At 38.7% G+C, this 25,038-nt stretch carries 22 protein-coding genes and 3 riboswitches; of the genes, 3 read left to right on the top strand and 19 right to left on the bottom strand.

The features are described from left to right. Positions 1-32: 32 nt before the first annotated feature. From R4Z10_RS02130 to R4Z10_RS02115, 4 genes are all read right to left on the bottom strand, one after another. Positions 33-731, bottom strand: coding sequence for a heptaprenylglyceryl phosphate synthase (locus tag R4Z10_RS02130; RefSeq protein WP_338471593.1), 699 nt, complete (start codon positions 729-731; stop codon positions 33-35). A 193-nt stretch (positions 732-924) separates the two neighbouring features. After that, positions 925-1,245 carry a YerC/YecD family TrpR-related protein gene (locus R4Z10_RS02125; protein ID WP_338471592.1) on the bottom strand — a complete coding sequence of 107 codons (321 nt, stop codon included), beginning with the start codon at positions 1,243-1,245 and terminating at the stop codon, positions 925-927. An 81-nt stretch (positions 1,246-1,326) separates the two neighbouring features. Further along, the gene (locus tag R4Z10_RS02120; RefSeq protein ID WP_338471591.1) at positions 1,327-2,379 is read right to left on the bottom strand and encodes a DUF3048 domain-containing protein; all 1,053 of its coding nucleotides are present in this window, start codon (positions 2,377-2,379) and stop codon (positions 1,327-1,329) included. 48 nt (positions 2,380-2,427) lie between these two features. Further along, positions 2,428-4,176 (bottom strand): adenine deaminase C-terminal domain-containing protein, encoded by a 1,749-nt coding sequence (locus tag R4Z10_RS02115; RefSeq protein WP_338471590.1) that lies wholly within the window; start codon positions 4,174-4,176, stop codon positions 2,428-2,430. A gap of 114 nt (positions 4,177-4,290) precedes the next feature. Between R4Z10_RS02115 and R4Z10_RS02110 the strand changes: the two genes are divergently transcribed. From R4Z10_RS02110 to R4Z10_RS02100, 3 genes are all read left to right on the top strand, one after another. Further along, positions 4,291-4,590 carry a DUF2892 domain-containing protein gene (locus tag R4Z10_RS02110; protein WP_338471589.1) on the top strand — a complete coding sequence of 100 codons (300 nt, stop codon included), beginning with the start codon at positions 4,291-4,293 and terminating at the stop codon, positions 4,588-4,590. A 221-nt stretch (positions 4,591-4,811) separates the two neighbouring features. After that, the gene (locus R4Z10_RS02105) at positions 4,812-6,155 is read left to right on the top strand and encodes an arsenic transporter (RefSeq protein WP_338471588.1); all 1,344 of its coding nucleotides are present in this window, start codon (positions 4,812-4,814) and stop codon (positions 6,153-6,155) included. Between the two features lie 33 nt (positions 6,156-6,188). Beyond that, entirely contained in the window at positions 6,189-6,857 is a 669-nt protein-coding gene (locus R4Z10_RS02100) for a DUF2642 domain-containing protein (RefSeq protein ID WP_338471587.1), read from the top strand. A gap of 43 nt (positions 6,858-6,900) precedes the next feature. Here R4Z10_RS02100 and R4Z10_RS02095 read toward each other — a convergent pair whose 3' ends face one another. The 15 genes from R4Z10_RS02095 to R4Z10_RS02025 form a co-directional block, all read right to left on the bottom strand. Beyond that, positions 6,901-7,026, bottom strand: a complete 126-nt coding sequence (locus tag R4Z10_RS02095; protein ID WP_338471586.1) for a hypothetical protein — start codon at positions 7,024-7,026, stop codon at positions 6,901-6,903. A 148-nt stretch (positions 7,027-7,174) separates the two neighbouring features. Next, positions 7,175-8,452 (bottom strand): phosphoribosylamine--glycine ligase, encoded by a 1,278-nt coding sequence (purD, locus tag R4Z10_RS02090; RefSeq protein ID WP_338471585.1) that lies wholly within the window; start codon positions 8,450-8,452, stop codon positions 7,175-7,177. A 256-nt stretch (positions 8,453-8,708) separates the two neighbouring features. After that, positions 8,709-10,244 carry a bifunctional phosphoribosylaminoimidazolecarboxamide formyltransferase/IMP cyclohydrolase gene (purH, locus tag R4Z10_RS02085; RefSeq protein WP_338471584.1) on the bottom strand — a complete coding sequence of 512 codons (1,536 nt, stop codon included), beginning with the start codon at positions 10,242-10,244 and terminating at the stop codon, positions 8,709-8,711. A 49-nt stretch (positions 10,245-10,293) separates the two neighbouring features. Next, positions 10,294-10,875 carry a phosphoribosylglycinamide formyltransferase gene (purN, locus tag R4Z10_RS02080; protein WP_338471583.1) on the bottom strand — a complete coding sequence of 194 codons (582 nt, stop codon included), beginning with the start codon at positions 10,873-10,875 and terminating at the stop codon, positions 10,294-10,296. Between the two features lie 30 nt (positions 10,876-10,905). Next, positions 10,906-11,949: a phosphoribosylformylglycinamidine cyclo-ligase gene (gene purM / locus R4Z10_RS02075; RefSeq protein WP_338471582.1), complete on the bottom strand. Its 1,044-nt coding sequence runs from the start codon at positions 11,947-11,949 to the stop codon at positions 10,906-10,908. Between the two features lie 65 nt (positions 11,950-12,014). Next, on the bottom strand, positions 12,015-13,499 hold the full coding sequence (gene purF / locus R4Z10_RS02070; protein WP_338471581.1) for an amidophosphoribosyltransferase: 1,485 nt from the start codon (positions 13,497-13,499) through the stop codon (positions 12,015-12,017). A gap of 198 nt (positions 13,500-13,697) precedes the next feature. Next, complete coding sequence (locus tag R4Z10_RS02065; RefSeq protein ID WP_338471580.1) at positions 13,698-13,868, bottom strand: AIR synthase-related protein; 171 nt, start codon at positions 13,866-13,868, stop codon at positions 13,698-13,700. Positions 13,869-14,254: 386 nt separating this feature from the next. After that, positions 14,255-15,373 carry a 5-(carboxyamino)imidazole ribonucleotide synthase gene (gene purK / locus R4Z10_RS02060; RefSeq protein WP_338471579.1) on the bottom strand — a complete coding sequence of 373 codons (1,119 nt, stop codon included), beginning with the start codon at positions 15,371-15,373 and terminating at the stop codon, positions 14,255-14,257. Next, entirely contained in the window at positions 15,366-15,854 is a 489-nt protein-coding gene (purE, locus tag R4Z10_RS02055) for a 5-(carboxyamino)imidazole ribonucleotide mutase (protein WP_338471578.1), read from the bottom strand. The genes purK and purE overlap by 8 nt, the downstream gene beginning before the upstream one ends. A 320-nt stretch (positions 15,855-16,174) precedes the next feature. Next, a riboswitch (purine riboswitch) is annotated at positions 16,175-16,276 on the bottom strand. A gap of 94 nt (positions 16,277-16,370) precedes the next feature. After that, entirely contained in the window at positions 16,371-16,565 is a 195-nt protein-coding gene (locus R4Z10_RS02050) for an NETI motif-containing protein (RefSeq protein ID WP_338471577.1), read from the bottom strand. A gap of 133 nt (positions 16,566-16,698) precedes the next feature. Then, complete coding sequence (locus R4Z10_RS02045) at positions 16,699-18,024, bottom strand: NCS2 family permease (RefSeq protein WP_338471576.1); 1,326 nt, start codon at positions 18,022-18,024, stop codon at positions 16,699-16,701. A gap of 209 nt (positions 18,025-18,233) precedes the next feature. Further along, positions 18,234-18,335: riboswitch (purine riboswitch) on the bottom strand. A 155-nt stretch (positions 18,336-18,490) separates the two neighbouring features. Next, the gene (guaA, locus tag R4Z10_RS02040; protein ID WP_338473139.1) at positions 18,491-20,044 is read right to left on the bottom strand and encodes a glutamine-hydrolyzing GMP synthase; all 1,554 of its coding nucleotides are present in this window, start codon (positions 20,042-20,044) and stop codon (positions 18,491-18,493) included. A 299-nt stretch (positions 20,045-20,343) separates the two neighbouring features. Then, positions 20,344-20,445: riboswitch (purine riboswitch) on the bottom strand. Positions 20,446-20,504: 59 nt separating this feature from the next. Further along, entirely contained in the window at positions 20,505-22,697 is a 2,193-nt protein-coding gene (locus tag R4Z10_RS02035; protein WP_338471575.1) for a DUF4129 domain-containing transglutaminase family protein, read from the bottom strand. Positions 22,698-22,699: 2 nt separating this feature from the next. Continuing rightward, on the bottom strand, positions 22,700-23,911 hold the full coding sequence (locus tag R4Z10_RS02030) for a DUF58 domain-containing protein (RefSeq protein ID WP_338471574.1): 1,212 nt from the start codon (positions 23,909-23,911) through the stop codon (positions 22,700-22,702). Further along, complete coding sequence (locus R4Z10_RS02025; RefSeq protein WP_338471573.1) at positions 23,912-24,862, bottom strand: MoxR family ATPase; 951 nt, start codon at positions 24,860-24,862, stop codon at positions 23,912-23,914. It lies immediately after the preceding gene. Positions 24,863-25,038: the final 176 nt, after the last annotated feature.

Here is a 25,038-nt window from a genome sequence, read left to right as displayed (position 1 = left end):
AACATATGTTCTTATTTATATTTTATCATAGATCACTTCTTAATACTATCTCTTACCGTTTGTACAGTTAACAGAGCTTCCTTTAAATCATCATAAATAATGTTTCCTACTACAACGACATCCGCTAAGGCCGCCATTTCTTTTGCTTGATTCTGATTTGTAATCCCGCCACCATAAAATAAAACGGTCTGTTCAAGCTCATTTTTCACGGCAGCTACCACTTCTGGGTCGCCGTAAGTTCCGCTGTATTCTATATAAAAGATTGGCAAATGGAACATTTTTTCTGCCATTATCGCATAGGCTGCCACGTCTTCCTTTGATAATTCGGTATGTGCATTCGTCAGCCTGGCTGCTTTACAATCACTATTTAAAATACAGTAGCCTTCAATGACGAATTCCTCCCAATTCATGGCAAACCCGTATTCCTTAATGGCTTCCTGATGTAAGCCTGTAATCCACTTTGTCTCCCGACTATTCAACACCGTTGGGACGAAATACAAATCAAATCCTGGTGTCACAGTGTCAATCGATGATATTTCTAGGATACAAGGAACGGTATAACGTCGAACACGAGCCATTAAGTCTAACACATTATCTAATGTGACTCCGTCTGTCCCACCGATCAAAATTGCATCTGTTCCTGATTCACAGATCTTTTCTAGTGCTTCATCCGTAATTGTTTTATTGGGGTCTAGTTTAAAAACATGCCTCCAATCCCGGAAATCATACATGCAAGCTTCCTCCATTCTACATTTCCATTACACCATTATAGCATTTGAGATATTAATTGAAAAAAAGAAAATAAGAGGGATGCGTCTGTCACATTTTAACATGTCAACCTTTTTAAAACGTAAATTGAAAAAAGCACAAGAAAAATGACTCTTGTGCATGAACTCTATCTATATTAATGCTATCTAGCTGACTTTATTTATCGGCTTCCTCTTCTGGTTCCTGCTGCTTCTTAATTCGTTTTAACGCCATTTCATATGCATCATTTCCATAGTTCAGACAACGCTTTACCCGTGAGATTGTCGCTGTGCTTGCCCCTGTTTCCGTCTCGATTGTATGATAAGTGTTCCCTTCCTGTAACATCCTTGCCACTTCTAATCGTTGGGCCAATGATTGAATTTCATTTACCGTACAAAGATCATCGAAAAAACGGTAACATTCTTCTAAATTATCTAAAGAAAGAACGGCATTAAACAATTGGTCTAATTCTTTTCCTCTTAGCTTATCAATTTGCATGACTCTTACTCCTTTTCAACACTAAAATCCATTATAGGCAGTGGCCCTCAGTAAAGGAACCTTTTTCTTTAGAAAACAATACTATTGGAAAGAAATCGCTCCATCTAGTCCTGAGCTCTTTGGAATTACATTCACCCATGTTCTACCTGGAACCAATTCGGCTTTCACGCCATTATAATAAGGCAATATTCTACCTTCAACATTCTTCCATTCAACGGTAATCATCTTCCCTTTTTGAAATAGGTAACCTTTGCCACCACTTGTTAAATCTATTTCGCGTCTTCCTGCATCATCAATTACTTTATGTGACGTTTCAATCACTAAAAGATTATCGATTAAAACAGGTTCGTCGGAATCGTAATCGACTGTTAGCTTACCAGCACTATAGCGTTCGTACTTCTTTAGATCTTCATCGTACTCTAACTTTGAATTAAAAGCTGAATCATTGTAAGAAATATCAATCGAGATTGCCTGCTCTCCCACCAAAGTTTCTATTTCTTTATCGGACAGAAAATCTAAAGAATTAGGTGCTTGATTCATGTCGTAATTGTTCTTGTTTGCTCCTTTTACAATATCATCAAAATAGATATAAGAGTTATGAGGAGCCTTTCGGTTTTTCGCTCTTTTAAAAAGAGTTCCATCGTGTTGCATTCCATTAATATGGTCAATAAATCCGTGTTTCAGCATTTGTTCCGCTTCAGGACTATAGCCGTGAGCTACAAAAAGACTGTCATAGCCCTTTGCAAGTTCAATATAATACTTTCGCGCACTTCTTACGGGCCCAACCTTGTTCGGCTTTTCACTTTGAAAAATAGCCAAGAATCGTGTGACCTTTCCTTCAGCTAATAATTCAAAAACAATATCCGCCTGATTTAGACCTGATTGAGGCCTCGCTAATGGATGGTTATTGATCATAACAGCGACCGCTCTGCCTTGGATTTCCTCTTCACTTCCGATTCCTGTTAAAGGAAATTGATACGGATATTCGTCATTTTTTTGTGAAGGAACAGTCCGCTTTTCCCTCTCTGTAGCCACTTCGTCTTGTCGTTGTTCCAGTTCTAAAGCCTCTTTCTTATTACAACCTACAAAGAATAAAAGACAAACAACAGAAACGATGATCAGCCTTTTCCACATTGAGCGCACCTCATCCATTAGTCTATTTTACCACAATTCTTTCACATTTTAACGCATTATAGTTGGAAAGAGTACAATTTTCTTTTTAACATCATATAATCCACGTTGAGTGATTCGTATATATGGTAAATGAGTTGTCGAGAGAAAGAGAAGGGTTTGAAATGGATCATTAAAATGATAGCCTTTTTCCTTCATGTAGGCTCTAAATCCTTTGTGAACAGCAATCAATTCTTCAATTGGCTTATCAGACATCAGGCCCTTTAATGGAAGAGGTAACTCTTTTACAATCTCACCGCTTTCCGCAATGACAATCCCTCCACCCAATTCCTTCACACGATTAAATGCCAGCAACATATCATGCTTATTTTTTCCGATTAAAATAATATCACCTGTTCGGGATAATGTGCTAGCCAGTCCGGAAAGGCGTTCAGCAAATCCTTTTAATATCGTATTGATCCGCCACTTGCCATAACGGTCAATAAAGACAAAGAATGATTCATCTCGACTCTTTAACTCATCAAATGAGGCATCAATTGAAATTGAATAAGGTTTGGTAATAACGGTGTTTTCAATTTCTATTCCGAATGGCATCGAAAATTGAAGATCTTCCATTGAAAATTCTAATTCCCAATCCATTGATACAGGCTCTAAATCAAATTCATTCCATGGCAATGTATCATATAGATCCACATCCTTTTTGCCATTCCGTTTGACCCAAATCCCTTTTGCTAGTACAGAAACAGGCGTTGGATTCCTTTCGTCCTGTAAAAAGTTAATGTTCGCAACTCGACCTGTTGCAATATTCCCATGTAAATACTCGATATTATAGTAACGCGCAACATTGATTGTTGCCATATTATAAGCATCAATAACCGGTACCCCTTTATCAATGGCAATTTTGATCATATTATCTATGAAGCCATTTTCATAAAAGTCTGCAGATGAACCATCTGTGGTAAACATAAAGCGATCGTACGTATCAATTCCTAATTCATGAATTTCGTCTAATAGTCTTGGCAAATCTGGACGGATTCCTGAATATCTTAACGAAACCATATAACCCTGCATCAACCGGTCATAAACTTCTTTTCCTGATATTGCCTCATGGTCGCTATCAGCACCAAATAAAGTCATTTTTGCTAATGTTCTTTCCGAAGCCCCTGGAAAATGACCTTCGATTTTCTTTCGCATTCTTTTTGCCTCTTGAACCCAATGGAGCATCATGTCATCTCCATCAAGCATACGTGGCCATCCTGTTAGTTCTCCCCCTTGTAATACGGCATCGTGTTCAAGCCATGATTTAACGTTACTATGCGAAAAGGTTACCTCTTCATCTTTCATCTCAGTCTCGGCATCAAAGCGAGCCCACCAGTACATGGTAGTCGGGATATGTCTCATTTCTCGCAAAAAGGAAAACGCTTTCTTTTTTTCGATTTGCAAAAATAGTTGTAAGTTATCATTAATCATTGTTGTCGTCCCAAACTGTGATGCATATGCTGCAAGCGTTAGGGGATTATATAAACGAAACGGATGGGCATGTGGTTCAATATAGCCGGGAACAAGTAGATAATTGGTACAGTCAACAATTTCACAACCGTCTAATCGCTGTGGTAGTTTTTCACCCACGTACACAATGCGGTCATCGTAAATCCATATGTTGGCAGTCATCCATTTGCGAAACGTTTGGTTTAAATAGCGAGCATTTCTCAGTAAAATACTTGGTGATTTCTTGCCTTCTATCACATCAACATGTTCTCGCAATTGCTTGTTTTTCCAACGATAGCGCTGTTCCAGCATGTAACGCCCCTCCTTTTATTTTTAAATTGTATGTCATACCTATATTAACATATTTCACTTTTTAACACACTAAAGAGTTTTTAAGTATTAAAAATAATTAAAAGGAGTTTTTTTATGATAAAAATTAAACCAAATATCGGTATTCTTGGAGCGCTTATTCGCATCACATTGGGGTTAACCGTACTTTCTTGTAGTACAGCAAAAATGGTAAAAAGACCTTTTTTCCAGACTTATTTCTGGACTGCCTTATTGGGTGCTATGCATGTGGCAGAGGGGATTATGCGCTATTGTCCGGTGACTGCTCTATTCCAACAAACCAATATGTCCAATCCATTCGAAAAGATGGATGGAAATCAGAAAACTCCTAAGAGGGAATCGTCAGAATTTGGTGAGACAGTACCAACAGCTAAATAAAATGGAAAGAGAAGGAATTGCTTTTTAAACAACTTCCCTTCTCTTTTTTTATACAACATTTTAATTAAAATTAATAATTTTTATTTAATTATTATAAATTAGGATATTGTCAGAGGCTTGTTCGATTCAACGAGCATATACATATAGGACATATAAAGTGAAGGGAGGTTTGTCCCTTATTGATATTCACCTAAATTCATTAAATATATGGAGTGGATGCAATGCTTGAATTTACAAGTTTACTGACAATCTTGTTTTTTTTACTAACGGTTACCTTTGTCATGTGGAGGCCGAAGGGAGTCAACGAAGCGATTCCAGCAACCATCGGGGCAATTTTAATTATAATGACAGGTAGTGTCTCGGTTTCAGATTTAGGTGAAATTACTGAGACAATAAGTGGTGCAGCTATTACTATCATGGCAACTATCGTGATGGCGATCGTTTTAGAAAGCTTCGGCTTCTTTACGTGGGCAGCTGAAGTTTTGGCTAATCGAGCAAAAGGGTCTGGCTTGAAGCTCTTTTGGTATGTCAATCTGTTCTGCTTTTTAATGACCCTTTTTGTCAATAACGATGGCAGCATTTTAATTACTACACCCATCCTATTAATCTTATTGAAAAATTTAGGTTTAAAGCCCAATCAACAAATTCCCTATTTGCTGTCTGGAGCGTTGGTCGCAACTGCCTCAAGTGCTCCAATTGGCGTAAGTAATATCGTGAACCTAATCGCTTTAAAAATCGTTGATATGGATTTGTATTTGCATACTGCCATGATGTTTGTACCTGCAACTACCGGATTATTATTACTTGTGTTTCTTTTGTATCTACTTTTTTATAAAAAACTTCCAAAAGTCATTTCTACACAAGTCCACATCGTTCCCAACTCTTCTATACAACCACTTAAACACCAAACATCAAATCCATTGTCTAAAGAGAACACCAGTTTTATGTTGAAAGTTTTGTTATTTGTTTTACTAGTCCGAATTAGTTTGTTCGTTGCATCATACTTTGGAATTCCCGTATCTCTTACTGCTGTCGTTGGCTCTGCTGCATTACTAGGATGGCGCTGGTGTCGTTTGAAAATCTCGCCAATCGATATGCTAAAAAGAACACCTTGGTATATCCTTATCTTTGCCTTTAGCATGTACGTAGTAGTCTATGGTTTGCATAATATAGGATTAACAACTTGGCTCATTCAAATTATGGATCCTATGGTTTCTGGAAGCCTGCTCAATGCAAGCGTCTTGATGGGTAGCTTGCTGTCCGTTCTATCTAATCTTTTTAATAATCACCCAGCCTTGATGGTTGGTACCTTAACATTAATGAATATGGGTCTAGATCCACTCACATTAAAAATATCTTATCTTGCAAACGTAATTGGCAGTGATATGGGTTCTCTGCTCTTACCTATGGGAACATTAGCCAACATTATGTGGATGCATATTGTAAAAGACGGAGGAATAAAAATAACCTGGAGACAATATTTAAAAGTGACCTTCGTTGTCATTCCTCCCGTTACCATTGTAACTTTAGTTCTTTTATATTATTGGGTTTCATGGTTATTCTAAGATAACTCAAAAAGAAAGGTGGAGGGGGGACTCGTGATTGATTTTAATTCTTTAATTGGTCAAAACATTAAAGTTGAGGTTTCAGGTGAAAAGGAATTATATGGAAAGTTAATTGACGCAGGCTTAGATATCCTTGTTATCTATAACAAGCAATACTACTATCTTCCTTTTACTCATATTCAGCGCTTTAAACCTGATCCAGAATCGGTACATGATTGGGATGTAAACTTTCATCCTGAGCATCCGCTAAAATCATTTTCAGACAATATATCCTTTCGAAAAATCTTAATCAATGCAAAAGGAATCTTTGTATCTCTCAATGTTGAAGGAAACAGAACCATTCATGGTTATTTAACAAGTGTAATGAATGATTATTTCGTTTTCTACTCACCCGCTTATAAAGTTATGTATATATCGATGAATCATGTTAAATGGCTGATTCCTTATATTAAGAATACAACCCCTTATTCACTTAGTAATGAAAAATTGCCCGTGAACCCCACTTCCGTATCTTTAGCTAGGACCTTTTCAGAACAATGTAAAAGACTTGAAAACAACATCGTGATTCTCGACAATGGCGATCACCCAGAGAAGATTGGTTTGTTAAAGAAGGCATTTGATAACAAACTCGCCCTTGTGAATGCTGAAGGAGAGATGGTTTATTGGAATTGTCATCATTTGAAGACCATTCATTTACCTTGAAGATTAGGGACAGAATTTTTAAAAACTGTCCCTAGTTATTTTCCTATTTTGGACTTTTCATCGCTCTTAACGCTTTTTTCTCAAGCCCATTTCCTCTTTCTTCCGCAAATTCTACATCTGCTGCTGGTAAGGCTTTATGATTCTTTTTACTTTTTTTATCTTTACCCATATCCATCACCTTTATTGTGTAGTTTTTTTATCTTAGATGCCAAAGCCATGCGAGGCACCTACACTTCTAGTTTGCATCCTTTTTGACAGGCTATGCCTTTATAAAAATTAAAAAAGACCCTGCTCGCAATCGAACAGAGTCAACCAACCTATTCATTTTTTTCAGCAAAATCAATCGCTTTATAACCGATATCTTTACGATAAAATACACCGTCACATTGAAGGCTTTGCAATCCCTTGTAAACAGCCTCCTGCGCCTCTTTTAACGAACTAGCTTTTACACCTGCTAAAAGGACACGGCCGCCATTTGTTTCGAACTCACCAGATTCACCTTTTTTCGTACCGGCATGGAAGACAAATAAATCTTCACTCACCCGATTCAAGCCATGAAGGACGGCACCTTTTTCGTAGTCTTCAGGATAACCGTTAGAAGCAACAACAACACCAAGCATGGCCTGCTCATCCCACTGAATTTCTACTTGTTCTCCATCAATCACACGTTCTAAAACGTCGACTAAATCAGATTTCATCCGTGGTAAAATTACTTGTGTTTCAGGATCACCGAAACGTGCATTGAATTCGATTACCTTTGGACCCTTTTCTGTTTTAATCAAGCCCGCATATAGTACGCCACAGAAGTCACGGCCTTCTGATATCATTGCTTTAGCCGTAGGTTTTAGAATGGTTTCGATCCCGATATCAACCGTTTCTTGTCCAATATGGTCTACCGGAGAATAAGCTCCCATTCCTCCTGTATTTGGCCCTTGATCCCCATTAAAGGCACGTTTATGATCTTGGGCAATCTCTAGTGGAATCACAGTTTCTCCATTTACCAATGCCATTAATGAAAATTCCTCTCCACTCAAAAATTCCTCGATCACCACTTTAGATGATGCTTCACCAAACTTAGCATCAAGCATGAAATCCTTCAAACTCTCGAGGGCTTCATCCAATGTCATAGCAACGGTAACGCCTTTACCAGCAGCAAGACCGTCCGCTTTAATAACAATCGGCGACCCCTTTTCCTTCACATAAGCAACGGCAGGTTCATATTCAGTAAAAACAGCATACTCGGCAGTTGGGATATGATACTTTTGCATTAATTCCTTCGCAAACGATTTACTTCCTTCGATTTCCGCAGCCTTTTGTTTAGGACCAAATGCTTTTAAACCAGCCTCTTCAAAACGATCAACAAGCCCCGCTAGTAATGGAACTTCTGGCCCAACAATCGTAAGGCCAACTTCATTTGCTTTAGCAAATTCAACAAGCTGATCATGCGCTCCTTCATCAATCGCCACTAATTCAGCAACATCAACCATTCCATCATTTCCAGGGGCAACAAAGACTTTTTCTACCTTTGGGCTTTCCTTTACTTTACGGCAAATGGCATGTTCCCGGCCACCACGACCAATGACTAGTACGTTCATTCTGCTTCAGCTCCCATTTTATAATTTATCTTTATATAGTTAAGAAGCTTGTCTTTAAGACAAGCTTATGTAGCCTAAAAATATCAAATTCGCCCGTCGAATTTGCGCCCGGATTTTTATCAACTCGTTTGATAAAAATTTTTTTAAAAAATCCGAGGCATCCGCCGGAGGCTCAATTTCGTCAGCAGGGGTTTGAACACACTTAACTCTTTATCCAATGCTTAACTTTTAAACAGGAGATTTCTGCTGAATGAAATTAATGTTTAAAATGACGAACCCCTGTAAATACCATTGCGATTCCGTACTCGTTGGCCTTCTTGATTGAATCTTCATCTTTAATCGAGCCACCTGGTTGAATGATCGCAGTAATCCCTGCTTTTGCAGCAGCTTCAACTGTATCATTCATTGGGAAAAACGCATCTGAGGCAAGGGCTGCCCCTTTTGCTCGTTCACTAGCTTGATCAAGAGCAATTTTTGCTGCACCGACACGATTCATTTGGCCTGCACCAACACCTAACGTCATTTGAGAATCTGCTACAACAATCGCATTCGATTTTACATGCTTAACTACTTTCCAACCGAGCTTCATAGCTTCCCACTCTTCGTCCGTTGGTTTACGCTCTGTAGGATAAGTAATATTAGCTTTATCTAGTGAAAATTCATCGCGATCTTGAACCAATAATCCACCTTCGATTGAAGTTAACTTACGCTCCTTCTGTTCTTGATTGCCAAATGGAATCGTTAGGAGGCGTATGTTTTTCTTGCTTGTTAAAATTTCAATCGCTTCTTCTGAGAAAGATGGTGCAATGATAATTTCAAGGAATATCTCATGTAATTTTTCAGCTGTACGTTTATCCACTTCACGGTTTAAAGCGATAATTCCACCGAAAATGGAAACAGGATCGGCTTCAAATGCTTTTTCGTAAGCTGTGTAAATATCCTTCCCAATTCCAACGCCACACGGATTGGTATGTTTAACGGCAACTGCTGCTGGCTCGGAGAATTCTTTAATGATTTGCAGGGCTGCATCTGCATCATTGATATTGTTATAAGAAAGTTCTTTCCCATGTAATTGTTCTGCATTTGCAATCGAGAAAGTTGAGCCAAGTGGTTTGCGATAAAAAGCTGCTTTTTGGTGTGGATTTTCTCCATATCGCAACGACTGTTTCAACTCATATGTAACCGTTAATTTTTCAGGTGTTTCTAACCCAACTAATTCTGTCATGTAACCAGCAATCATCGAATCATAAGCAGCTGTATGACGAAAAACTTTCGCTGCTAAAGAACGGCGAGTTTCAAATCCAACCTCTCCTGCTTCTTTTAATTCATCAATTACGGTAGCATAGTCTGTCGGATCAACAACAACGGTAACATACTGATGATTCTTGGCTGAAGATCGAAGCATCGTTGGCCCACCAATATCAATGTTTTCAATTGCATCAGCAACTGTGACATCCGGCTTTTCAATCGTTTGTTGGAATGGATAAAGGTTTACGCAAACAATTTGAATCGGATCAATTTTGTGTTCGTCCAGTTGCGCTTGGTGACTAGGATCGTCAAATTTCGCCAATAGGCCACCATGAATAAGTGGGTTTAACGTTTTAACACGACCGTCAAGAATTTCTGGGAATCCTGTCACATCACTTACACCTATTACTGGAATCCCTGCATCATGAATGGCTGTCTTTGTACCGCCTGTTGAAATAATTTCAAAGCCAAGCTCAACAAGTTGCTTAGCAAAATCAACTACCCCTGTTTTATCTGACACACTGATTAGTGCACGTTTTCTCATAAAGTGACTCCTCCTTACCGTTTCTCCGTAACTTAAATGATACAAGCCTTTAAACAGAGGTTTTTCCTTCTGAAAACAGTCTCTGTAGAACGGCTGGATATAATTTATGTTCAACCGCGTGGATTTTCTCTTCAAAACTCTCAAGCGTTTCATTGTCATCTAGATCGACTTCTTGTTGTGCGATAATTGGCCCTGTATCCATACCTTCATCAACAAAATGGATCGTTACCCCGCTCCTTTTGACCCTTGCGGTGAAAGCTTGTCCAATTGCATCTTTTCCCGGAAAAGCAGGAAGGAGGGAAGGATGAATATTAACCATTTTCCCTTGATACGCATGTAATAATGTATGTCCAATCAAGCGCATATAGCCTGCTAAAACAATATATTCAATGTTGAACTCTTGCAACTGTTGTAAAATATCTTGTTCATAGGCCGCTTTACTTTCGTAATGTTTAGCTGTAAAAACAAAGGTAGGGATGTTCGCCTTTAAGGCACGTTTAATACAAAAAGCGCCCTCCTGATCACAAACCAAAAGCTCAATTTTTGCGTCTAGATCTCCACTTTCAATCGCATCAATAATGGCTTGTAAATTCGTTCCGACCCCTGAAGCAAACACAGCTATTTTTTTCATTCTTTATTCCTCCGATGTTCGGCAAATTGACTACTTCTCTTCTTTTGCTAGATGAATTTTCACCTCAGGTTGATCCGTAACTACACCGATCTGATAAGCCTTTTCACCGTTTTCATTGAAGAATTTAATCACATCCGAAGCTTCCTCTTCACGGACAGCTAAGACCATACCAGTACCCATATTGAAAATATTGTACATATCTAGACGGTCTAACTGACCAATTTTCTGCATGAGATTGAAAACAGCTGGAACAGACCAGTTTTCTTCAGATAATTCAACACCTAAACCTTCTGGAAGCATTCTTGGAATATTTTCAATAAAACCGCCACCTGTAATATGGGAAATTCCTTTAATTGAAAATTTTTCTAGGGCAGCCAAAATGGATTTTACATAAATCCTTGTCGGACGTAATAGTTCTTCACCTAATGTACAGCCAAGCTCTTCGACGTGGTCAGTTAATGACATTTTTGCTTCTTCTAAAAATACCTTGCGTACAAGTGAATAACCATTACTATGAATGCCACTTGAAGCTAGGCCGATTAAAATATCACCTTGCTTGATTTCATTCCCCGTGATGATTTTGCTTTTTTCAACAGCACCCACTGCAAATCCAGCAAGGTCATATTCCTCCTCACTGTACATCCCTGGCATTTCAGCCGTTTCACCGCCAACAAGAGCACAGCCCGCTTGTTCACAGCCTTCTGCAACACCTTTCACAATGGCTTCAATTCTTGCGGGTTCCTGCTTGCCACAGGCAATGTAATCTAGGAAGTAAATCGGCTCTGCTCCTTGTACAACGATATCATTTACGCACATTGCAACAGCATCAATACCGATCGTATCATGACGGTCCATCATAAACGCAAGCATAAGCTTTGTCCCAACTCCGTCTGTTCCTGAAACTAATACGGGCTCTTTTAATTGTAAGCTGGATAAATCAAACATGCCGCCAAATCCACCTAAGCCGCCAAGTACTCCAGGTCTCATCGTTTTTTGCACATGCTTTTTCATTCTAGAAACAGCTTCATATCCTGCTTCAATATTTACACCTGCTTGTTCATATGCTTTTGCCATTGATTAGATCCCCCAATTTTTTTTGAGGCCGGTTCAACCCAAAGATCGCACCGTCCCCATTACTATTATTTTCCTACAAGCTTTTCCTTCATTCTAATTTGTTCTAAATCATCATAGATTTCAGTCGGATAATTTCCAGTAAAACATGCCATACAATGTCCACCGTATTCACCTTCACCAGTTCCGCCAATCGCTTCTACTGTTCCTTCTGCACTTAAAAAGGTCAACGTATCTGCTTCAATAATTTTTCTAATTTCTTCAATGGATTTATCATTGGCAATTAGTTCTTCTCTTTTTGATGTATCAATTCCATAAAAACACGGATTCTTAATCGGAGGTGAACTAATGACAACATGAACCTCGGTTGCTCCCGCTTCACGTAGCAATCGTACAATTCGGCGACTTGTCGTCCCACGAACAATCGAATCATCGACCATAATCACTCTTTTTCCTTCAACGACACCTCGTACAGGAGACAACTTCATTTTCACGCCTTGTTCTCTTAATGCTTGTGTAGGTTGAATAAACGTCCGTCCTACATATCGATTTTTGAGTAGACCTAATTCATAAGGGATTCCAGATGCTTCAGCAAAACCAATTGCCGCCGAAATGCTTGAATCAGGAACTCCTGTTACAACATCTGCTTCAATCCTTACTTCTTCCGCTAACTTTTTCCCTAATCTTTTCCGTGCAGAGTGAACATTAACTCCATTAATATTACTGTCTGGGCGTGCAAAATAGACATATTCCATCATGCACATCGCTTGATTGGAAGCATGCGCAAATATCTCAGATCGATAGCCTTCATCATCAATGATTAATAATTCTCCTGGTAAAATATCACGAATGAATTCAGCACCAACAACATCAAAGGCACATGTTTCAGATGCTACCACGTATGCATCGCCGAGTTTTCCTAAGGATAATGGACGCATTCCATTCGGATCTAAAGCAACCATCATTTGATCTTCTGTCATAATCAAGAAGGCATAAGCCCCTTTAAGCATACTTAAGGCATTTTTCACACGCTCTTTAAATGGAGTATGACCGCCACGGCGAATTAAATGGGCAAGTATTTCCGTGTCTGAACTTGTTTGAAAAATACTTCCTTGACCTTCTAGTTGGCTTTTTAGATGAGTTGCATTCACTAGGCTTCCGTTGTGAGCAAGCGCAAGACTTCCTGTTTGGAAATGGAAAACAAGAGGTTGAACATTTTCAAATCCAGCTCCGCCAGCTGTTGTATAACGTACATGGCCAATTGCCGACTTTCCAAATGCCAATTCCTTCATCGCTTCACTGTGAAAGATCTCGGTTACAAGACCTTCCCCTTTCACACCTTTCACGACTTCTCCATCTGTTACAACAATCCCCGTTCCCTCTTGTCCACGGTGCTGTAAAGCATGGAGACCATAATACGTATTTTGTGCTGCATCCTTATGGCCCCAGATGCCAAATAGTCCACACTCTTCATTTAAACCTTTTATTTCACCTAACCTTTTTATTTCAGGCAAACCGTTTAAGTTAGGTTTTCCAATTAACTTACCAGGCATGAAATAGCTCCTCTCCAAGCTTTTTCTAATGCTTCTACAGAAGAATTTACAACAGATTCACCATCATTAACAATTTGATACTGGTTCTTTTGTGACTTCCCCGATTAAAGTTGCACTAGTTAATTTTTTGAATTCCGCTTGATGTTCTTTTTTCACAGTTAGTAAAAAATCTTGATTGAGATTCACTGAATAATGCTGTTACCGCATTGCCAGTGGTTTTAACCTTTCGCCTAGACCTGTACCAAATGCACTTTCAGCTAAAGCAACACCTAGTCCACCTTCAGCTAAATCTTGAGCCGATTGAACAAAACCAGCCCTAATTGCTTCAAGAACAGCCTTTTGATGTTTTTTCTCTACAACTAAGATCAATCTCTGGGGCGCGGCCAAAAATCTTTCTTTCTGTTAACTTTTGAAGCTCACTGCCACCGAATTCAGGCTTTGTTTCTCCTAATAAGTAAATAAGATCTCCGTCTTCTTTAAAATATTGGGTTGTAATATGATCTAGGTCTTTAATAAGCCCAACCATTCCAATGACTGGTGTTGGATAAATGGCTTCACCACTTGTTTCATTATATAAAGAAATGTTTCTGCTTATAACTGGTGTATTTAGTTCTCTACACGTCTCTGCTAACTCATCAGTTGATTTTTTGATCTGCCCAGAAGATTTCTAGGTTCTTTGGATTTCCAAAGTTATTTCTTCGTAAGCACTAGTTGTTCAGCTCCACATATACATGCTAGATTCTCCCCTAATTTGGCTAAAATATTTTACTATCTTCTATTTCCGTTAGGGCCTCTTCAACTGTTGAACGTAGCAATGTTACATGTCCCATTTTCCGCTTTACTTTTGCTTCTTTTTTACCATATAAATGTATTTTCCAATCCTTTTTCTCTGGAACACTTTCGATGATTTTCTCCATATGTTCCCCTAGGATGTTAACCATGACAACTGGCTTTAGAAGTTCAGTGCTGCCTAATGGAAGGTTACAAACGGAACGGACATGCTGTTCAAATTGAGAAGTCTCACAAGCCTCAATTGAATAATGGCCTGAATTATGCGGCCTTGGTGCCAATTCATTCACGTAAATCCCATCTTTTGTTAAGAACATTTCCACTGCCAAAATACCAACCAATTGAAAATGTTGAGAAAGTTTTTTAGCTACTTCTACTGCCTTTTCCTTAGCATCCTCACTAATTCGAGCAGGTACGATCGTTTCGTGTAAAATATTCTCCCGATGAATATTTTCACCTACTGGAAAAATAGCTGTTTCGCCTCTCGCATTTCGACATACAATGACAGAGATTTCCTTTTCAAAGGGAACCCATTTTTCCAAAACACAAATACCTGAATCTAATAGTTTCGCGGCTTCCTTGACCTCATCTTGATGGTGAATGACGTATTGTCCCTTGCCATCATAACCACCACGAGCTGTTTTTAGCACGGCAGGGTGTCCTAACTCGTTTAGACCGTTAATTATATCTTCTTCATTCTCTATAACTCTATATGGAGCTACCTCTACCCCTGCATCAACAACCGCTTGTTTTTCCGTCACCCGATTTTGAGTGACTTCTAGTAATTTGACCCCTTGTGGGACATAGGCATTTTCACTTAGCCAACGAAGCCCATTGGCATCGATATTCTCAAATTCATAGGTGATAACATCGCTGACTTGGGCCAACTTTTGGAGTGAGTTTGTATCACTGTATGGACCAATGATCGTAATGTCCGCGACCTGTGCACACGGACAATCCTCTGTTGGATCAAGAACGGCAATCCGATAACCTTGTGCCTTTGCCGCCAAAGCAAACATTCTCCCGAGTTGCCCGCCACCAATGATACCGATTGTTTGTCCTGGTAAAATGACTTTATTAGACAAGTTGATCACTACTTTCTAAAGCTGCTTTTTTCATTTCATATCGATAGTTTTCCAACTTTTCAGCTAAACTTTCATCAAATGCGCTAAGGATTTGTGCCGCTAATAATCCTGCATTTTTTGCACCGGCTGTTCCGATGGCAACTGTTGCAACAGGGACACCCCCAGGCATTTGAACAATGGATAAGAGAGAGTCCAATCCGTTTAAGGCCCTTGATTGAACAGGAACTCCGATTACTGGTAGTGTTGTCTTTGCCGCAACCATACCCGGAAGATGAGCGGCACCTCCTGCTCCAGCAATAATTACCTTCAGTCCCTTATTTCTCGCTTCCTCTGCATATTGAAACATCAAGTCTGGAGTACGATGCGCTGAGACAACCTTCTTTTCATAGGGAACTTCCAACATATCAAGCATTTCACAAGCATTTTTCATCGTTTCCCAGTCTGATTGACTTCCCATAATGACTCCAACTAGAGCCTTCATAAAAATCCCTCCATCCACTTTCACCTAATTATTACGAATTTTCGCAGTTCGACATCTTTATGCAAATTATAACATTTATTATGGGAAAATTACCCAACATCATCGATATATTTCAAGGAATTTTTACTAATAAACCATATTTATGAACGATTATTTATTAAATAGAATCGGTTCCTTAAAATTCATAATTTTACTCTATTATTTGTCCAATTAACCAAAAAACCCAGACAGAATTTTCCATTAAGGGAAAGCATTCTGTCCGGGTTTCAACATGTATTCTAGCTATATAACCTAAAATAAATTATATAGGGGCTGTTGCCGCGGTAATGGCTTTCCCTCATAGTCCAATCATTTAAGGTAATTGGGTAGAAACTTATAGGCCATATCCCTATTATTATATGAGGGCAACGATTTATTTAATTGATACTCCCATTAAACCATGCCTTTTCGACAAATGTCAACAGGAAATTACGAACAATTATTTAATCTTTAAAATAAATCGTTCGGATTTTCTAGCTACTCTACATTTCTTGCCTCAAAGGTAATTTTCCTTCCTACTGGCTCGTAGGTCACTTGTCCTGCTTCTACTTTTTCTTGAAAAACAGGCTTTTCAATTCTCTTAACGGGCATATACCCGTCCTTATTCATACGTTCTAAGCAATCGCTGACCGTTTCATGCTCTTCAACTTCGTAAATTTTTTTCTTACTCATCAATTCTAACGTCCTTTCATCAAAACTTTATAATCATAGACGATAACTTATGTATAGGTTAATCAAAGACGCCTGTTTTTATTTGATGTTTATAAAAAAGGAGCTGACTATCCTTTTAGCCAGCTCCCTATTTCTATTTAAAAATAAAATATAATACAAATATAATAAAGAATATATACATGATTGGGTTAATTTCTTTACGGCGACCTGTAACAATCATCGTAATAGGATAGAAAATAAAACCTACCGCGATCCCGGTTGCAATACTGTAAGTTAGAGGCATAAGCGTCATTGTCAAAAAGGCTGGTACTGCAACTGCGAAATCTCTCCAATTAATGTCTCCTAATGAAGAAACCATTAATACTCCAACAATAATAAGTGCAGGTGCTGTTACATAGGATGTAACAACCTGCAAGAGTGGGAAAAAGAATAACGACAATAAGAAACATGCTGCTGTTACGAGCGAAGCAAAACCTGTTCTTGCCCCAGCTGCAACCCCTGTTGAAGACTCTACATAGGATGTTACAGTTGATGTACCTAGAATCGAGCCAGCAACCGATGCAATCGAGTCAGATAATAAAGCTTTTCCCGCACGAGGAAGTTTGTTATCTTTCACAAACCCCGCCTGGTTTGCAACTGCTACTAACGTTCCCGCGTTATCAAAGAAATCTACGAATAGAAACGTAAGGATAATTCCAATCATGGCTGTTGTGTAGAACGAAGGATCTCCAAATGCAGTAAATACCGCTCCGAAGGTTGGTTCTAAACTAGGCACTTTATCTACAATTTTGGTAGGTGTTTCAATCAACCCAAAGATCATTCCTACAATAATGGTAATGATCATCCCAAAAAATACGCCACCTTTAACCCCTCTCGTCATTAAAATAACAGTTACGATGATTCCAAATATAGACAGGAGTGTATTTGGTTGGGTAAGATCACCAATTCCAACTAACGTTGCTTCATTATTAACAATAATCCCAGAGGATTGTAGTCCGACAAACGTAATGAATAAACCAATACCGGCCCCAACCGCATGTTTTAATTCGATCGGAATCGCGTTAATTAATTTTTCACGCAATCCGGTTAACGTTAAAAGTAAAAAGATCATACTTGAAACAAATACAGTTGCTAAAGCATGCTGCCAAGGGGCTCCAGTTCCTAAAACCACCCCGTATGCAAAGAATGCGTTTAATCCAAGACCTGGCGCAAGAGCCAATGGGTATCTACCGACCAAGCCCATAATAATACAACCAAGAGCAGCAGACAATGCTGTCGCTGCAAATACCGCACCATAGTCCATTCTTAAATGCTCTGGCAAATCAGGTATATCTTGCAATGTTAATGTAATAGGATTTACAACTAAAATATAAGCCATCGCTAGGAACGTTGTTAAACCACCAATGATTTCGCGACGATAGTTCGTTCCTAACTCTTCAAACTGAAAATATTTCTTCATCATAAGCCTCCTCAAGTAAGTCCTAAAATAGTGGCATTAAGATTTATTCTAATCAAAAAGCAGAATGTCCTATTTATGGAGTCATTCTAATCTTAGGATGACCCAATAATTGAACACTCACACACTTTTTAATAAAATAACAAAGTCAAAAGCACTCCGTTTATTAAACGAAGTGCTTGACTAGAAATATACACATAATAGGACTAATAATCTTTTTATGTACACTTCGTAGTCAAGCCATTTACGGTAGCTTGGTAGAGACTTATGGGCCATATCCCCAAAATTATACGATGTTTACTAAAGTTTTCAGTTTTAAATTACTTTCACATTCTAACAATGACCGTCCTATTCGTCAATATAATAAACGAACATTATTTATTAAGAATTTATGAACGTTCGCTATTATGAAAATGCTCAAAAAAAACCGCTGTTCTCTGTTTACACAGAATCCAGCGGTACCTTCATATTATTCCCACTCAATCGTTGCTGGTGGCTTACTTGTAATGTCATAAACAACACGGTTAACATGTGGAACTTCGTTGACAATTCGAGTTGAGATTTTTTCTAGAACATCCCATGGAATTCGAGCCCAATCAGACGTCATTCCATCAATGGATGTGACCGCACGAATTCCAATCGTGTGATCATACGTACGGGCATCCCCCATCACACCAACACTGCGAATGTTTGGCAGAACTGTGAAGTATTGCCAAATGTCCCGCTCTAAGCCAGCTTTTTTGATTTCTTCTCGTAAAATAAAGTCTGATTCACGAACGATTTCTAATTTATCTTCTGTAATTTCACCAAGCACACGAATCCCTAACCCTGGTCCTGGGAATGGCTGACGCCAAACGATTTCATCCGGCATGCCTAGTTGTGTACCTAATGCACGAACCTCATCTTTAAATAATGTGTTAAGTGGCTCAATTAATTTAAACTGCATATCTTCCGGCAAGCCGCCAACATTATGGTGAGATTTGATCGTTTGGGCAGTTGCTGTACCACTTTCAATAATATCTGTATACAGTGTACCTTGAGCAAGGAATTCGATTCCTTTTAGCTTCGTTGCTTCATCATCAAATACATAAATGAATTCATTTCCAATGATTTTCCGTTTTTTCTCCGGATCGCTTACACCCTCTAATTTTGAAAGGAAACGATCTTTTGCATCGACTTTAATGACATTCATTTGGAATCCTTCTGCCAAAGTTTTCATCACACCTTCGGCTTCCCCTTTACGCAATAAGCCATGATCAACAAAGATACATGTTAATTGGTCACCGATTGCCTTATGAATTAATACCGCTACAACAGAAGAATCGACGCCGCCACTTAAGGCACAAAGAACCTGTTTATCACCAACGGTTTGACGAATTTTTTCAATTTCAATTTCAATAAAGTTTGCCATTGACCAATCGCCTTTACAACCACAGACATTGAAGGCAAAGTTTTTCAACAGGTCAAATCCATGCACAGAATGTTGTACCTCTGGATGGAATTGAACGGCATAAAGCTTTTTCGACTCATTGCTCATTGATGAAATTAGACATGATGGACTTGTAGCATCTACCGAAAAGCCTTCCGGTGCTTCAACCACTAGATCTCCATGACTCATCCAAACAACTTGTTCTGTTGGCAATCCTTTGAATAAAGCTGATTCGTTTTTAACTTCAATATCGGCTTTTCCGTACTCACGTTGTGAAGCAGGTTCTACCTTTCCATTAAAATGCTTAGTCATTAATTGCATTCCATAGCAAATTCCCAAAATAGGTAAGCCTAAGTCAAAAATGGCTTCATCACAGCCAAACGCATTTTCATCATAAACACTGTTTGGGCCGCCAGAGAAAATGATTCCTTTTGGATTCATTTTCTTAATTTCCTCAGCTGTAATCGTATGTGGATGTAACTCACTATACACCCCAAAATCCCGAATTCTTCTTGTAATTAGTTGATTATATTGACTTCCAAAGTCAAGAACAACGATCATTTCTTGATTCTCAAGCATTGCTTTCCCCATCAGTCTTTCACCTCATCCATATTGGTATACTGCTAGTCTTTACTAAATACTAATAAAGTAAAACTCCCTTGAGCAGGGATATTTTTCCCAAAAATTATTTACACAGTGGTGTATTGGCCCCCCAGAATTTTTTCGAGCCCTATTCATAAGCTTATCATCTGCCGGCAGCCTTAATTTATTCAGTTAGAGGATCACCTTCACTGAAGTGGCTAAGCTAGCAATAATCCACTCAAAATGCAGGAGAGCTTTCTCAATAAAATTAAAAAGGAATTCCCTTCAAACCTGAAGACAGAATTCCATAACGCTCAGATTCCTGCCTTCATAGTCCAATCATTTATGGTGAATTGGGTAGAAACTTTCGAACCATATTATCGAAATATATGAAGGTAGTTAAATATTTGTAGTAAATCTTCCGAATTTCATAATTCCCGAACATTATTCTACTATTGACCTTATAGGATGGTCAAGATCCTGACCTTTTTATTAAATTTTCCCACAATTGTTTCGCGGCACTCCACGTCCCTTTCTCAAGGCGATTTCCATACAAATATTTTTCGTATTGACTGGTTAGGAAAGTCATTTCATTTGAAGCAAAATGCCGATCAATTTCAACCGCATAATCTCTTAATGTTTGTCCAGATTTCCGATGCAAACCCGAACGGTATAATTGCTTCAGTAAGATTTGATAGGCGTCGATAAAGCATTCATTTTCGTCTAAACTCTTAAATTTCCTTATATAATATATTGGTAGCCATTTGGCTCGAATTTTATATAAATAGGCAGCAGCCAAGATGAAGAGTAAAACAAATCCATATAGCCAGCCGATATGCTGGGAGAAAAAGCTAGTCACCTTCGCCCAATAACCTTGTAGATTAAATCGGTTATTTCCTTCTAAGTCTGTTTTCTCACTTGAATCCAGATCATCTGTCGTTTCGGGTTGAGTCATTTCGACATTTGCAGCAATCTCCTCTACTGACTCCTCTTCATCAATATAATAATCAATGGGATTTGTGAATCCTGGCGTAGGATCAAAAGTTACCCAACCGACAAGCGGAAAATAAACTTCTACCCAAGCATGGGCATTATTATTTGTTACTTCGTATTCATACATCCCATCTTCGTATCCAATATATTCGCCCTCTGTATATCCCTTGACCCATCTTGCCGGAATGTCTAATGACCGTAATAAAACGACCATAGAAGTTGAAAAGTTGTTGCAATACCCAATCATGGATTGAAATAAAAATTGATCAACGTAATCCTCATTTTCACTAGGTGCAGCTATGTCTTGTAAACTATAGGTAAATTCCGGCCCTTGCAAATATTGTTCTATCGCTTTTGCTTTGTCATACCATGTTTCTTTCCCCCTCGTTAATTCCACAGCTAACTCTTTTACCCGATGTGGAAGGGTCTTAGGTAATTGGGTATACCGCTCGATAAATTCCTCACTTAAATTCGTATCCTGAACCATTTTTGTCGCTTGCAGAGCAGTCAGCGAATAATTGGGCTTTTCAAATGTAACGGAGTACTCTGGTATTCCTAAAGGGTCAGTACCCGCAAACGAGTGGAATTTTTCAATGGTAGGATCAAGTTCAAAACGATAGTTTGCCCCGCTTTGGATCTCATTGACTCCAAAAGGATAGACAATATGAGGATATTCTTTAACTTGCTTCACAAAGCTGGTTTGTTCGATTCGTTCAACCGCTCCATTCTCAATAATAGAAGTAATCGGCACTGTACTTTCAGGTGAAAACGCTACCGATTGTGCACCTTCTTGAGATTGAACCCAGCCCTTTCCTGTATAAACATCTTTTGTTTCAACCTTCCAATAATGTGCAGACTCTACTCTTGTTTTGAACACAACCGAACTGTCACCTGTCAGAGAACCACCCAACTGACTATCATCAACCCCGTATCCTACTCTTTTTGAACTTGTGGCACCCATCCCTTCACCCATTCCCCCTATATAAGCAAAAGGATCGGGCCAAATCGGATCTGCCTTTGGTAACCCATAGCCAATTGATGCACTGAACACAAGCATGACAAGTAACGAAATCACCCATTTTCTGGTTGTACTTGCTTGGAAATTCAACTTTTCACTATTTAATGTACGCTGAAAAGTCAGTACCCCCATTAACACGAAACCTATCAACACCGTTCTAACAATCGCCAAACTAGCATCATACGGAGTAAACGTATCTAATACCGTAATGTAAATCGTTGTTAATAGAAAAAATGCAAATATTTTTTTACTTTGAATGAGCCAATAATGAAGCAAGTAAACCATAAATCCTAATAAAATAAAAAACAGAAAACTACGGAATAGATGGGTCATTGCTGTCCAGTTACCTGAAATTATATAGTTAAGATTAAGTTCCATTTCAGATACGAAGACTGGTATCCAGTCAAATTGTAAAGGACTTCCCTCAAAATAAACTACATGCAATAGCAGGAGAATAACGAGACCCTTTATACATACATTCAAAATTAAAGGAAATTGAAATAAAGATAAAATAAAGCAGAGAGATAGAAACACAAGAAAGACCCAAATTTCAGCTGTTCCCGAAAGTGTCCCAATCGGCCAAATCCATTCTAAAAGCAGTAAAAAACCAAAGGCGTTTAATAACAGAAAGGAAAGATTAATCCGCACCTTCATACTTAATTCACCTCCATTAGTCCAGCCGAAAACTGGCCTTCATGGATAAAAATCACTAAAATCCCGTAAGACTTAGCCATTAATTTCAACGATGCTTGGGACGAAGAAGCAAATCCCTGTTCCGTTTCTAGCACAAATAAAATGACTGGGCATCTTCGCACTGACCAATTCCTAGCCGCTTCAATAAGGGATTCCGATAATTGACTTGTTACAAGCATAAACGCTGCCCGCTTCCTCATTAACAATTGTTCCTCTCCTATGACTCTATCAAAATCCTTTGAAACGTTCGGTTGAATTTTAGCTAAATGATAGAATAATTGCTGTCTACTCGATTCGCCACCCTGAATCGGCATTGAAACAGGATCTTCATTGACGGCTATAAAGCCAATTTGTATTCCTTGATACAAAAGATTTTGTCCTAACGAAGCGGTAAAGGAGACCATCCTTTCGAATATAGCTGTTGGCGTACTATCTAATACGATCACCACGTCAGTTGAAGTGCGATGTTCAAATTCTTTTGTAACCATTCCAGCCCGTTTAGCAGAAGCCTTCCAATTGATCCATGAAAATCGATCCCCTGGTTGATACTCACGAATACCTACTATAGTGGTAGTCTCCCGTTGCGCATGACCTCCCATTAACAACTTGCCTTGCTCAAGAATTCTACTTGCAGGCAAATTGACAAACTCCTGATAAGAAGGGAAAACAAGGATCGTTTCCTTTCTTTTGATTACACTCTCTTTTTCGATCATTCCCAGTAAATCACCGGTCATAATACGGACAGATGGAAAAACATGCTCCCCTCTTGGTAGATTACGAATCTCATATTGGTAGGAACATTCTTTTTTAAAACCTAGATAGATTATTCTTTTATTCTTATTGTCTATTACCTTTTCTTGCATTAATGGACTTACTACATCTTCAACAATAATAAATAGTAGCGGAAAAGAGTGGTTTCGTTTCACTTGAATAGTGACGGTTATATCATCATGGGCATAGTATTCCCATTTACTTAAACGTCTTTGGACAGAAAAGCTTTGTAACGGAACAAAAACTAGATAGAGGGCATATAAGGCAAAGGGAAGAAAACTATAGAATAAAAACCAGCTGACAAAACCTCCCTGAAACATGGCATACGAGAATACGATAGCGATGAGGAAAATCAGACGAAAAGACTTCCAAAGCTTTATTCCGAGCTGGAAGATGTTCTTCATTTAAACCACCCTTTGCACCGGAACAGGGACAAGTTTTAGCAGGTCATTGAGTAGTTCTTCTGAAGTGACTCCTGCAAACCTAGCCTCCGCCTTTAGAATTAAACGATGTCCAAAAACAGCCGGAACTAAAACTTGAACATCATCAGGCAACACAAAGTCTCTTCCATACATATAGGCATGGGCTTGTGCCGCTTTCATAAGGGAAATTGACCCGCGAGGACTTGCTCCCATATAGATACTCTCATGGTTTCTCGTTTCATTGGAAATTTCGACAATATATCGTTTCACCGTTTCATCTACATGTACTTTCTTCACTTGTCTTTGTAGATTTCGTAATTCCTCTAATGAAATGACAGGTTGTATTTCTTCAATGGGCGCTACTCTTTCGACTCGATTCAACACTTCAACTTCCTCATCAAGGGCAGGGTATCCCATTTTCATTTTTAGTAAGAAGCGGTCTAGTTGGGCTTCTGGAAGTGGATAGGTTCCCTCATATTCAACAGGGTTCTGTGTGGCCATGACAAAAAAGGGTTTTTCTAAATGATACGTAACTCCGTCAATCGTAACACTAGCCTCCTCCATCGCTTCTAGCAGGGCTGACTGAGTTTTTGGGGACGTTCGGTTAATCTCATCGGCTAAAATAATATTTCCCATCAAAGGCCCTGGGATAAATTGAAACTCCATTTCCTTCTGGTTATAAATAGAAACACCCGTAATGTCTGTAGGAAGTAAATCTGGTGTAAATTGAATCCTTTTAAAGTTCGCCCCTACTGACTTCGCTAATGTTCGTACCATCATTGTTTTTCCTACACCAGGTACATCCTCAAGGAGTACATGACCTTCAGCTAATAAAGCAACAATACTTAGTTCGGCTACATTTCTTTTCCCAATCATGACCTTTTCAATATTCGTTAAAATGTACTCAACAATTGGGTTCATCCCTTCACTCATGATATACCCCCTCCTTTTATTAGAGTAACCCCATTTTTATATGAGGAGGTAATATTCTAAATATTAGTTTCCATTATTTTATTTTATAAATTCTGTTAATTTTGTCTATCCTTATCTTAAAGTTTTTTTACTATAATTGCAAAAAAAGGTGCCTCCCCCTAATGCCTTATACACTG

This window comes from Niallia sp. XMNu-256 (genome assembly GCF_036670015.1).
Lineage (GTDB): Bacteria > Bacillota > Bacilli > Bacillales > Cytobacillaceae > Bacillus_BD.
This window is presented reverse-complemented; position numbering and strand designations above follow the sequence as displayed.